6 protein-coding genes are annotated in these 13,287 nt (G+C 62.4%); 5 read left to right on the forward strand and 1 reads right to left on the reverse strand.

What is annotated here, in order from left to right; translation table 11 throughout:
- Positions 1-220 precede the first annotated feature (220 nt).
- From FHS96_RS17985 to FHS96_RS18005, 5 genes are all read left to right on the forward strand, one after another.
- Entirely contained in the window at positions 221-2,194 is a 1,974-nt protein-coding gene (locus FHS96_RS17985; protein WP_429594647.1) for a sialate O-acetylesterase, read from the forward strand.
- Positions 2,195-2,277: 83 nt separating this feature from the next.
- A complete protein-coding gene (locus FHS96_RS17990) occupies positions 2,278-4,806 on the forward strand; it encodes a glycoside hydrolase family 9 protein (RefSeq protein ID WP_429594650.1) in 2,529 nt (842 codons plus the stop codon).
- A gap of 291 nt (positions 4,807-5,097) precedes the next feature.
- Positions 5,098-8,073 (forward strand): TonB-dependent receptor, encoded by a 2,976-nt coding sequence (locus FHS96_RS17995; protein ID WP_429594652.1) that lies wholly within the window; start codon positions 5,098-5,100, stop codon positions 8,071-8,073.
- Positions 8,074-8,140: 67 nt separating this feature from the next.
- Entirely contained in the window at positions 8,141-9,688 is a 1,548-nt protein-coding gene (locus tag FHS96_RS18000; RefSeq protein ID WP_429594654.1) for a tryptophan halogenase family protein, read from the forward strand.
- A gap of 391 nt (positions 9,689-10,079) precedes the next feature.
- Positions 10,080-11,054, forward strand: coding sequence for an alpha/beta hydrolase (locus FHS96_RS18005; RefSeq protein ID WP_429594657.1), 975 nt, complete (start codon positions 10,080-10,082; stop codon positions 11,052-11,054).
- Positions 11,055-11,149: 95 nt separating this feature from the next.
- Here FHS96_RS18005 and FHS96_RS18010 read toward each other — a convergent pair whose 3' ends face one another.
- Complete coding sequence (locus tag FHS96_RS18010; RefSeq protein WP_429594659.1) at positions 11,150-13,282, reverse strand: alpha-N-arabinofuranosidase; 2,133 nt, start codon at positions 13,280-13,282, stop codon at positions 11,150-11,152.
- Positions 13,283-13,287: the final 5 nt, after the last annotated feature.

Raw genomic sequence — 13,287 nt, forward strand, 5'->3', positions numbered from 1 at the left:
GGCATTGAAACCGATCCGCGTCACAGGCTCGACTTGCTGATCAGGCCTGGCGGGGTAGGGCAAGGCGTATGCCCTGCCGCGCACGGTGCCACAAACCGACAGTGCCATCCCGTTCTGCAGTCTTCAACATCATTGGCAAATTTACCTTTCTGGACGCTTGCACGAGAAAGCGATTCGGTGATAGCGCTATCAACATAATAGATAATGATGGGTGAGGAGCATGGAACGCCTAAGGCGAAACCTGCGTCATGCGCGAAAGCTGTTGCCGGCATGGGCAGTGATCGGCGTGGCCGGAACCGGCTTTGCCGAGCCACCCCGTGTCCAGCTACCGATGAGCGATCATGCCGTCGTCCAACGTGAGCGCCCGATCGCCGTCAGTGGCACCGCGTTGCCAAATGAGCGGCTTTCGATCAAGTTGGCTGGACGTCAGAGCGTCGTGGTTGCCGACAAGCAGGGACATTGGCGCACCGATCTTCGGCCGCTACCGGCGGGCGGCCCCTATCGCCTCGAAGTAACCGCGGCGACTGGCGAGACCACGACGCTCGACGATCTGCTCGTCGGGGACGTGTGGCTGTGCTCTGGACAGTCGAACATGGAATATCCGCTCAAGGCTGCCCTCAACGGCAGTCTTTTGGTCGAGAATGCCGCGGATCCACACATCAGGCTTTTGAGCATGGCGCAACGCGTCGCGTACGCGCCGGAAACACCGGCCGCAGCGCAGCCGGGCTGGATGGTCGCAAGCCCGGAGAGTGCGGCGGAGTTCTCGGCGGCATGCTTTCTCATGGCCAAGGCGCTCAAGACCGAGCAACACGTGCCAGTCGGTGCGATCGATTCGAGCTGGGGCGGCACCCGGATCCGCCCCTGGATCCCGGCGCAGCAGGCCCGCCGACTGCCGGGCGCCGCTGACGATATCGCATTGCTTTCGCTGTACAACCGCGATCCCGCCGCGGCGATCAACCGCTTTGCGGATCGCTGGGGCACCTGGTGGCGCGGTGCAAGCGGCGATGCGCGGGGTAGCGAGCCCTGGAATGCCCCCGACCGACGCAATTGGCGCGCCGTCCCCCGGATATCGGCCTGGGAGGATTGGGGATTATCGGAAACGGCCGCGTTGAATGGCATGGTCTGGTTCCGGCAGGCGTTCGATCTCGCAGATCCTCCCTCGGGCCCTGCCGTGCTGGACCTGGGCGGTATCGACGAGCTGGACATCGCTTGGGTCAACGGGATTCCCGTCGGCTCCAGTTTCGGGTGGGGGACGCAGCGGCAATACAACGTGCCCGCCTCTGCCCTGCGCGCGGGAAGGAACGACATCATCGTGGCGGTCAGCGATAGCTGGGGCACGGGCGGCATGCTGGGGCCAGCGGCGCAGATGCAGGTCCGAGCCTCCGGTGGCAGACCGATTCCGCTCGCTTCGGGTTGGCGCTTCTCGTTGGAAAAGCCGCTTGCCGAGCCTGTCCCGCGGATGCCGTGGGAGAGCCATGCCGGCCTGTCGACGCTGTACAACGGCATGGTGGCGCCGCTGGGAAACGCGCCCATCAAGGGGGTCGCCTGGTATCAAGGGGAGTCCGACGCGGGCATCGCCGGTTATGACGACCGCCTCAAAGCGTTGATGGCGGGGTGGCGTCAGCAATTCGGGGATCCGGCGCTTCCATTCATCATCATCGGACTGGCGAATTACGGAGAGCTCGCATCGGCCCCGGGTGAGAGTGGCTGGGCGACCGTTCGCGACGAACAGCGACGTGTCGCCATGCAGGACGAGCATGCCGCGATCGTCACCACCGTCGATATCGGCGAACAGACGGACATTCATCCCGCCAACAAGAATGAACTGGCGAAAAGGATGGCCCGCGCAGCTACGGCTCTCGCTTATGGAGGCAATCTCCCGGCGTCGGGCCCGCTGGCGACCCAGGCGAAGTCTGACGGCGATGACGTGCTCGTCTCCTTCGCGGGCGTCACAGGCCAGTTGCGAGCGTCCAGCGCGGCCGGACCCATCGGCTTCGAGTTGTGCAACGCCAACCTCTGTCGCTTCGCACAGGCCAGCATCGACGGAAGCAGCGTGCGCCTCAGGGGCGATGGCGCGGCCGTGGACCGGGTCCGATATGCCTGGGCGGACGCACCGATCGCAAACCTCTTCGACGATGCCGCGCTTACGCCGGCACCGTTTCAGATCATGATCGAAAAGCCGAGTGCGCGGTGATGCCGTCCTCATCCCATTGCTAGGCCAAGATGTTGTTACAGCACACAGCGTTCGACCGATCAGGCCCGTTGCGGAGAATAGTCGTGCAGAGTTCATTTTCGACGATCGTGCTGGCTTTGGCGCTGGCGCTCTCCGCCAACCCCGTACGAGCGCAGGAGGACGTGAAGCCCGACGTCATTACCCTGAATGCGAAGGAATATTACGAGGCCCCTGCGACGAACCTGCTGGTCTTCAGCAATCGCGCCGACGGCCTCTTCGCCGATGCCAAGATCAGCGGCGTCGAAATCATCCAGCGCGACCAGCGCATCGCGACCAATGGCGATGTCCGACTATCCGCAACTCCCGGGCAGTGGGATCCGATGGCGCGCATGGTCGCACGACGGGTGGACCGGTCGACTGGGGTGATCGAAGTCGATCTCGAATATCCCACAGAAGGTTTTCGCTACACCATCCGCTCCGAGCCTGCCGGAGCGGCGGCGGTCCGCATCACTCTGTCCCTGCCGGCGGCCCTGCCGCCCGCGCTCGTCGGCAAGGCGGGGTTCACCCTGGAATTCCTGCCAGCGGCCTATTTCCACCAAGGCTATCTGGCCGACGATGCCACCGGCATCTTTCCGCTGCACCCGACCAGCGACATGACAGCGGCGGCGCAGCGCAACGCAGCGAGCGGTCGCAGCGACGGCGCGGGTGCCGAGCCGCTCCCGATGGCAACCGCACGGCGCTTCGTCCTCGCGCCATCGGACCCTGCGCGACGCATCATGGTAAGCTCTGCGGGCGATCCGATCGGGCTCTATGACGGCCGCGCGCAGGCCCAGAATGGCTGGTTCGTGCTCCGCGGGTTGCTGCCGGGCGGCCGCAGCGGACGCGTGCTCGACTGGACCGTCAGCCTCACCGCGGCGCCTGACTGGCGGCGTGAACCTGTCATCGGCCATTCCCAGATCGGCTACACGCCGGACCAGGCAAAGGTCGCCACGATCGAGGTCGGCCAGCAGGATGACGGCGCGGGCGTGGTGAAACTGTTGCGCGTGGCCCCGGATGGCAGCGAGAGCGTCGCGACGTCCGCCTCGCCGACGCTGTGGGGATCCTATCTGAGATATCGATACTATGCGTTCGATTTCTCCCGGATCCGTCAGCCCGGCCTTTATCTGCTCGAATATCGCGGCAAGCGAACAGCACCGTTTCGCATCGATCCGACCGTCTATGCCGAAGCATGGCATGCTTCGCTCGGCATCTTCCTGCCGGTGCAGATGGACCATATGGCGGTGAACGAGGCCTATCGCGTGTGGCACGGCGATGCTCATCGCGATGATGCCCGCCAAGCGCCCGTCAATCACGAGCATATCGATCTCTATCGCCAGGGCCCCACCACCGACACGCGCTTCGCCCCCGGCGAGCATATCCCTGGTCTGAACGTCGGAGGCTGGCTGGACGCCGGCGACTTCGACATCCGCACGCAAACCCAATATGCCGTGGTGCGCTCGCTCGTCAGAAGCTGGGAACAGTTCGGGCTGAGGCGGGACACAACCAGCATCGATCCGGCAACCCGACGTGTTGAGATTCATGTGCCGGACGGCACGCCCGACATTCTGCAGCAGATCCGGCATGGTGCCGTGCAGCTGGTGGCGCAGTTCGATGCGGTCGGGCACGCCATTCACGGAATTGTCGAGCCGGACGTCGGCCAGTACACCCATCTAGGTGATGCCGCGAGCAAGACCGACGGGCTGATCTACGACCCCGCTGTGGAGCCCGGATCCTCCCTGGCGGATCGCAGCGCGACACCCGATGACAGGTGGGCCTTCACCAGCAAGTCGTCCGCGCTCAATTACGGCTCGATCGCCGCGCTTGCGGCGGCGTCGCGTGCGCTCAGGGGAACGGACGATCCGTTCGCAGCCCGCTGTCTCGAAATTGCCCTGCGCATCTGGTCGGATGAGGAAGGCCGCCGCCCCGACATGTTCCGGCATGGAAACACGACCGGCGGCCCTCTGCAAGCCGAACGGCTGGGTGCTGCCGTCGAGCTGCTCGCAGCGACGCGCGATGCGCGATTTGCGCGAGCGATCGATGGCCTGCTGCCTGCGATCGAGAAACTGTTCGATCGCGAAGCGGTCACGGCGCTCGACGCGATTCCATTCATGCCGCCACGCTATCGCGACGCGCTCAAGCCGCTGGCGCGCAAATGGGCGGCAGCAGCGGCAGCAACCGCCGCCGCCAACCCCTATCGCGTTCCCATCACGGAAGGCGGATGGGCCGGCAACGGCGCGGTGATCGATTTCGGAATCACCGCGTATCGGCTCCATCGCGCCTTTCCCGACATCGTGCCTTCGCGACATGTGCTGGATGCCATGGCCTATCTCCACGGCAACCATCCCGGCTCGGACCTGTCGTTTGTTTCCGGCGTCGGCACTCGGTCCAAGGAGGTCGCCTATGGCAGCAATCGTGCGGATTTCAGCTTCATTGCAGGCGGTGTGGTGCCCGGCGTTCTGATCCTCAAGCCCGACTTCCCCGAGAACCACGAGGATTGGCCCTTCTTCTGGGGCGAAAATGAATATGTGGTGGATCTGGGAGCGGCCTATGTCGAACTGGCGAACTCAGCGTCGGCGGTATCTGCGGCTCCCTGAACCAGGTGGCCCGCCAGAACCTCGGCGCGCCGGCTTCGCCTTGCACTAGTCGACATCGGCGGGACGTGGCTATCGCGACATTGAAGCATGCACTCAATGGTTCGCAGGCGCCATGGACATTCACCAGGATGCGGTCGCGTTTTAGATAAAACAGTTCATTACCCCTACAAATAGTTTTGCGCTTATGCACATCGATGTTAGCTTGCAGTTGCCGATCAAAGAATCGGATCGAAAAATGCGGGTGCACGCAGCAACTTGCTGCCGATGCGCTTTGCGAGGGATGGGAGAGTGATGATGTGGGCACTCCGACTAAACACTGATGGTAGCGGTACCAGCACTATCCGCCGTTTATTGGTTAGCGGTGTCAGCGTACTGGCTTTTTCGGCTTCCGCACCAGCCTATGCGCAGCAGGAAGGCAGCAGTTCTGGTGGCGGTACCACTTCGGAGCAGACGCAGGGCGGCGCCGACGGGGCCGCGTCGGCGGACCAGCGGCAGGCGGAAGACATCATCGTTACAGGTTTGCGGGGATCGCTCCAGCGCAACCTCGATATCAAACGCACATCACCAGGTGTCGTCGATGTCATCTCATCGGAAGATATCGGCAAATTTCCCGACTCCAACGTCGCCGCTTCCTTGCAGCGCCTTCCGGGCGTCTCGATCAATCGATCCGGATCACGCGGTGAGCCCCAGGGTATCACCGTGCGCGGGTTCGGCGGTGACTTCAACGAAACCCTGATCGACGGCCGCCGACTCTCGACGGCCACCGGAGGGCGATCGATCGACTTCACGACGGTCGGTTCGGACTTCATCGGGCAACTCGCGGTCTTCAAGACGCCCGACGTCACGCTCTCCAGCAGTTCCATCGGCGCCACCGTCAACATTTCCTATCCGAAGCCCTTCGACCGCCCCGGTACGCGCATTGCGGCTACCGCTGCCGGATCGATCCAGGACGATGCCGGGAAAGTCGTGCCGACCGTGGGTGCGCTGATCAGCCACACCTTTGCTGACGACACGATGGGTATATTGGCCGATGTCATCTATACCCGGCGAGACACGCAGACCAACCGGGTGTTTGTCTCTGGCTGGCAGGGCGGTCTTTATGCGCCCTGCCAACTTGCCGGCAGCACGGCCGCGAGTTGTTCGCCGACCAGCGACGCTACAGCGCCAGCATGGGCCAGCCCGGCAAACCGCCGCTCCGTGACGGGGTGGTACCAGCAGCAATATGGTGCAGACCAGCGCTACACCAAGGACGAGCGCATCGACGGCCGCATCGCGCTGCAATGGCAGGCTTCCGACGATGTGCTGCTGACGATCGACGACAATTATTCGCGTCAGACGGTGAGAACGGACATCGCGGGTTTCGGCGTGTGGTTCAACCAAGGCGATCTGCGCAATGTGCAGCTCGACGAGAACGGCACGACCGTCGATTTCACGCAAGCGGGCACCCCGACGGACTTTGTCGCCGGTACAGACAGTTCGCTGCTGGAAACCAATCAAGTCGGCGTCAATCTGAAGTGGGACGCGACGAGCAACCTCAAGTTCGAACTGGATGGCAACTATTCCAAGAGCCGTCTCAATCCGGACGATCGGGTCTCCAGCGAGAACGGCGATATTGGCTATGGCGGTGATCTGGGCACGACGCTCGGCGTTCGTGTTACCGGCAACAGCAAGAACAGCTTCCCGGTCTTCACGACCTATGGTCCAAATGGCGATGAGTCGCGTTGGATCGATCCTTCGATCATCGGTTCGCACGTCACGGTGCGGCAGGCCCAGAAGAACAGCGACGAGATCAAGCAGCTGCGCTTCAACGCCGCTTGGGAGCAGGACAACCTGACGATCAAAGCCGGCGCCATGTACATGGAAGACCGGTTCAAGATCCAGAACCGCAACACGTTCGTCAACAATTACTGGCAGGCTTATGCCGGCTACGGGTTGCCATCGGGGCGCACAACCGGCGTACCGATCCCGACGAGCCTGTACCAGGGCACAATCAAGACGGACAATTGGATACCCGGTTTCTCCGGATCATTGCCATCGCCGCTAATCGTCTATGATGCGCGCGCCTACCAAGAGTATCTGGAGGGCCTGGGCAATCCGCAGACGCAGAACATCCCGGGGTTCAACGAAGGTTGCTGTACTCCCCCGTTTGCGGGCATGTTCGATCTCGCGCTCGACCCCGGATCCGTGCAGGACATCCGGGAAAAGACCTGGGCCGCCTACATGCGGGTCGATTTCAATACTGAGATTGCCGGTATGCCGTTCCGGTTCAATGCCGGTCTGCGCCAGGAGAATACCAGGATTTCGTCGAGCGGTCTCGGTCGCCTGCCGCTTTCGATCACGCCGAGCACGGCAGATCCGACGCTGCTGACGGTGTTGTTCGGCGATACGCAGCAGATCACGACGCGCAGCAGCTATTCCTATCTTCTGCCCAGCATCGACATGAAGCTGGAGGTGACGGACAAGCTGCATCTTCGTTTCGATGCGTCGCGCACCCTCACCCGTCCAGCACTGAACACGTTGACGCCGGTGCTGAATGTCGGCTCGGGCCAGCGGATCGGTGCGCTGACCGCAACCGGCGGCAACCCCGCGCTGCGGCCATATCTTGCGGATAATTTCGATGCTGCCGTGGAATGGTACTATCAGCGCAACTCCTATCTTGCGGTCAACTTCTTCCTGAAAAATGTCTCCAATTTCATCGTTGCCGGCACACAGCGGCAGTCGATCAACGATGTCGTCGATCCGAGTACCGGCCAGCCGGCCGTGTTCACCGTCTCTCAGCGGGTCAATGGCCCCGAGGCGACCGTTCGCGGCGTCGAGATCGCGCTTCAGCATGTGTTCGGCGACAGCGGCTTCGGCTTCAATGCGAACGCGACATTCGTGAACACCAACAAGCCCTATGACGAGACGGACCTCTCGACGAGCGGCTTCGCGGTGACCGGCCTCGCCAACTCGGCCAATTTCGTGGGCTTCTACGACAAGAACGGCTTCCAGGCGCGCGCCGCCCTCAACTGGCGGGACAAGTATCTCTCCCAGTTCGGTCAAGCCCAGAACAATTCCGCCTTCGGAGCTGAGCCGACGTTTGTGAACTCCGCGCTGCAAGTCGATTTCAGCACAAGCTACGACTTCAATGAACATTACAGCGTTTTTCTTGAGGTTCTGAACATCACCAATGAGACGCAGAGCACACATGGCCGGTTCTCCAACCAGCTGCTCGACGTCTATGCCTATGGCAGGCGCCTGACTGCCGGCGCGCGCGTGCGCTTCTAGCCTCCCCTCTGCCGGGGAAGTCGGCTAGCCTGGCTTCCCCGGATTTTTTAGTCGGTTGGACACGCTCATGGTCGCTCCCGTTCGCAGCATCGTCATCGTCGGCGGGGGCACCGCCGGCTGGCTCACCGCGGGGGTTATCGCCGCCCGACACCGGAGCCGGATCGAAGCGGGCGAATTCTCGGTCACGCTTATCGAATCTCCAAACGTGCCGATCATCGGCGTTGGCGAGGGAACCTGGCCGACCCTTCGGACGACCCTGTCGAAGATCGGCGTTTCGGAAACGGATTTCTTCCGGGAATGCGATGCCGCATTCAAGCAGGGCGCCAAGTTCGCCCGTTGGACGACGGGTGCGCCGGCCGATGCCTATTACCACCCGCTGATGCTCCCGCAGAACTTCAGTCAGATCAATCTCGCGCCGCACTGGCTTGCAGCAGATGATGGCAAGAGCTTCTGCGACGCGGTCTGCCCGCAGGGGCTCATCTGTGACGATGGGCTCGCGCCCAAGACGATTGCCACGCCCGAGTTCGACGCAGTGGCGAATTATGCCTATCACCTCGATGCAGGAAAGTTCGCCGATTTCCTGCGCCGTCACTGTTGCGGAACTCTCGGCGTTCAGCATGTGCTCGCAGATGTCCGGGAGGTGCTCCAGACCGAGACCTGCGACATCGCCCACCTTGTGACAGAGCAGGCCGGGACAATCGGCGGCGATCTCTTCGTCGACTGCACCGGGTTCAGGGCGCTGCTGATCGGGCAGACGATGGGCGTCGGTTTCAAGCCGCTCGGTGACACGCTGTTTTGCGATACCGCTCTTGCCGTGCAGGTGCCGTACGCCGATCCGCACGCGCCGATCGCGTCCCACACCATTTCCACCGCTCAATCGGCCGGATGGATCTGGGACATCGGCCTTCCGACGCGCCGCGGCACTGGCTATGTCTATTCCAGCGCGCATATCGACGATGAGGCGGCCGAACGTGAGTTGCGCGCCTATCTCGGTTCGGCGGCCGACGGCCTCGACGTGCGCAAGATCCCCATCCATGCCGGCCACCGCGAGACGTTCTGGCGCGGCAACTGTGTGGCTGTGGGCCTGGCCGCAGGCTTTCTCGAGCCGCTCGAGGCATCTGCGATCGTGCTCATCGAACTGTCCGCAAAGCTCATTGCCGAACAGATGCCAGCTTGCCGCGAGGTGATGGACGTGATCGCTTCGCGCTTCAACGCGACGACCCATTATCGTTGGGGGCGGATCATCGATTTTCTGAAGCTGCATTATGCCTTGAGCCAGCGGCAAGACAGCGACTTCTGGCAGGACAATCAGCGCGAGGAAACGTGGCCGGACCGCCTGCGCGAGCTGATGCTTCTCTGGCGCCATCATTCGCCATGGTTCCACGACGAGTTCGATCGGGTCGAGGAAGTCTTTCCGCCCGCCAGCTATCAGTACGTGCTTTACGGGATGAACTTCCGAACTGAAGTCGATCGAACGGCGCTCGCGCAGGATGCCCGTGTGGCGGTCAAGGCCATGAACGACAACGCCGCTCAGGCCCAACGGCTGCTGGGGCGCCTGCCGCGTCACAGGGATCTAATCAACAAGATCGTGACCCATGGCCTGCAGGCTATCTGACCGGAATCGCTGATCCGGTCAGCAAGCGCGCAAGCATGAGATCTGGAAGTGGGCTGCATGGTGTCCTGCAAAGACCCGTGCCTCCTGCAGGGACGCTTCGCGGTAGCCGCCGAAGCGGTGCCGACGCTTTCCGCATCAAGCCGCTGGCGGCCGGCGGCGAACGCTTCGAACGACAGGGAGACGATCTTCATGAGGAAGGATTGGGCAGTGATGGCAGACGCCTCCAGCGCGAGCAGGACGTTTTTGTCCGGCCTCGTTTCGCGCAAGTCCGGCAATGGGGGGCGGAGCCTTACCGCGGCGTGCGCCGCGATTGCGGTAATGGGCCTTTCCAGCGTCGTATCCCAGCCGGCAGCGGCGCAGGTCACGACCTGCCGTTCCGGGCGCCAAGCCGGTGCGGATCGAGCGCATCAAGGTTCATTCGGCGGCCATCGAAGGCAGTCTTGAAGGTGAAAATCCCGATCGCGACGTCCTGGTGGTCCTTCCTCCGAGCTATGGCACCAACACCAATCTCCGTTATCCCGTGATCTACGCGCTGCACGGCTATTCGGTCGGGGCCGAGCAGTGGAGCAAAGAGATCCATGTGGCGCTGTCGGTGGAAGGCGCCTTCGCGAAAGGATCGAAAGAGGCGATCATCGTTCTGCCAGACAGCAAGACGGTCCACAACGGATCGATGTATTCTCGCTCGATAACGACGGGCGACTTCGAAATGTTCGTGGCGCGCGATCTTATTCGATATGTGGATTCACATTACCGCACGATTGCGCGCCGGGAGAGCCGCGGTCTCGTCGGCCATTCGATGGGCGGTTACGGCGCGGCACGGATCGGCATGAACCACCCGGATGTCTTTGGCGCGCTGTATCTGATGAGCCCATGCTGCCTTGCGCCCCGACTGGCGCAGCCAGCGAATGCCGAGACGGAGGCGGCACTAGCGGCCGTCAAGTCGCTGGACGATGCGAAGAAGCTTCCCTGGGGGTTGCGCGCGACGCTTGCGGCTGCCGCAGCATGGTCGCCCAATCCGGAAGCGCCGCCGCTTTATCTCGATCTGCCGGTCAAGAACGGCGATGTCGATCGCGATGTCGAGGCGCGCTGGGCAGCGAATGCGCCCCTGGCGTTCGTCGACCAGCATATCGCAGACCTGCGGCAATATCGCGCAATTGCCATGGATGTCGGCGACAAGGACGGCTTGAAGGCGGATACAGAGAAGCTTCACGCGGTTCTGACGCGCTACAAGATATCGAATACGCTGCAGATTTATGCCGGAGACCATACCAGCCACATCGGCGTGCGGTTCCAGGATAAGGTGCTGCCCTTCTTCAGCCAGAACCTGGACTTCGGAAACGCAGCAAATTCTCGCGCCAACCGATAGCACCGCTCAAAGCCGGTTCGTTATTGACGAACCGGCTTTGGGCCTGACTGCGGCGCTACATCGGCGTCCTGCTCATGCGTGTCGGCACATCGGCTTCACTGGCCGATCGGCAACTCATAGATGGCGACCGAAATGGGCGGGACAAAGATCTGGCTCCCGGCGCGGACCTTGCTCTCGCTTATCGACACACCCGCCGGTTTTCCGACCTTGTTCTGCGCCGCGAGCGATTTACCACTGAGCAACCATCTCACGCCACGTCCGGAAAGCGTGATGTTGGCGGTCGACAGGTCGAGCCGCTGCGTATCGAAGGTCGCATTGACGACGCCGAGCCGTAGCGACTTGCCGTCGGGCGAGATGCCCGCGATCACATCCAGGGGGTAGGTCGCGCTGCCGGCGCGAACCTTGGGATGAGCATAGCCGACAGGGTACTTCGGTTCGGGCTGAGGCGATTGGCCTTCGATCGCGACCGGCACGGTGCCCGTACCAAAATGCTCACCATAGAGTTTAAAGACGAGCCCCGTACTGTTCAGGGTAGATGCTGTCGGCGTGATGTCCATCGTCGATGCTCCAGTGGTGAAAGCCGACATCTTGAGAAAGTTGGTGTGCCGCAACATCTCCTGAAGCACCATGGCATATGCCAGGGACGACTTGAGGTTGATGTCCTTGACCATATAGGCGTATTCGTCGATCGCCAGGAAGATCTTGGATGATTGCAGATTCGGGAATCGTTTCTGGTAGATCGCCCATTCTTCCGCCTCCATGCGAACATGGTTGGATGGCGAACGAGCGAACTCCATCAGTTCGTCTGAAGGCGGCGCATCGGGCCGAACCTCCGCGCGATCATACCAGTGCTCGGTGATCCCCTCGAAATCGCCCCAGGCTTTGGCGAAAAAGCCTCCCGTCCAATCCTCTTCGGTTCCAAACTTGGGCTGGATACTTTCAAGCGTCGCATTTTCCTGCACGCCCTTCGGGTGCAATTGATCAGGCATCGCGCCCGAGGCGATCAAGGTGATCGACGGATCCTTGGCCCGCATCGCTGCCGCGAATTCGCGGTGCTTGATCATGTAATAATCGAGGCTGGTCTTTCCGATCTGCCACCAGCCATAGGGCTCGTTGCCGATGTTCCACCACCGAACACCGTAGGGCTCCGGATGTCCATTCGCGGCACGCTTCGCGCCCCACGCGCTCGTTGCCGCGCCGTTGAGATATTCGACTTCCTCGGCCGCAGAATTGGCATCACCCAGCCCGGCATTGACGGTGACATAGGGCTCGACGCCGAGAAGCCGGGTCAATTCCATCCACTCGTCCATGCCCAGGTCGTTCGTCTGCATGGCGCTCCATGCATGATCGAACATCGGCGCGCGCCGGTCCCGCGGGCCGATCGCCTGGTGCCAATCCCAGTTGGACAGGAAATTGCCCCCGGGCAGCCGCCAGAAGCCGGAGTTCAGCGAGCGTGCGAGCGCCGTCGTATCGGCACGCCAGCCGTTGATATTGTCAGACGGCATCAAGGAGATCGCGCCGACCTTGAACCGCCCCTGTCCCTTGCCGGTGATCTCAAGCCGCGCGTTGAGCGAATTCTGCGTCGGTTTGAAGGAGAAGGCCGCCTGTTGCCAGGATGACTGAGGCGCTGCCAGCACGACCGATTGCCGATCCGCCGTGCCGCTGCCCCAGATCAGCGTGACCGTCACTGTCGCGCCGGCGTCGCCACTGAGCCAGAGATGACCGGTATAGGTCTTGCCGCGGGCCACGCCGATGCCGTCCTGGCCGAAACCGCGCAGCGTTTCGCCAGCAACAGCGACGCTGGCGCTTTGCACGCCGACGAATGGCGCATCGCGATCCATCATCACGGCGTCATCGCCGCCGATAGGCCGCCATTTGCGATAGCTGACACCCGGACGCCCCTCCGCATTCAGGGGCGGCGGCACATCATGCTGGGCAGTAACCACAGGGTAATAGAATTTCCGATCGTCGAGCATCTCGGCCCACAGCGTGCGCGCGACCAAGCCGCCGATCGGCTCGATGAACATGCCATATTGATGCGCCGTCACCGCGTCCGACCGGCGCACGGTGTCGACATGAACCTTCACTGGGCCGGCCGGGGGCGCCGCGTCGGCAGCGCTCGTGCCGAGCATCATCGCCAGTAGTGCAGTACCGGTTCCACGCTTCATGATCCCCTCCCCTGTTCGTTGAAAGGCCGGTGCTGGACGAGCAGTCACTTCATCCAGCACCGACG

It is taken from the genome of Sphingomonas zeicaulis, from assembly GCF_050433225.1.
Lineage (GTDB): Bacteria > Pseudomonadota > Alphaproteobacteria > Sphingomonadales > Sphingomonadaceae > Sphingomonas_D > Sphingomonas_D zeicaulis.

What these genes read in the sequence shown, in the direction of transcription:
- FHS96_RS17995 (WP_429594652.1), top strand. Translation starts at nt 5,098, where the DNA reads ATGATGTGGGCACTCCGACTAAACACTGATGGTAGCGGTACCAGCACT.
- FHS96_RS17985 (WP_429594647.1), top strand. Translation starts at nt 221, where the DNA reads ATGGAACGCCTAAGGCGAAACCTGCGTCATGCGCGAAAGCTGTTGCCG.
- FHS96_RS18000 (WP_429594654.1), top strand. Translation starts at nt 8,141, where the DNA reads ATGGTCGCTCCCGTTCGCAGCATCGTCATCGTCGGCGGGGGCACCGCC.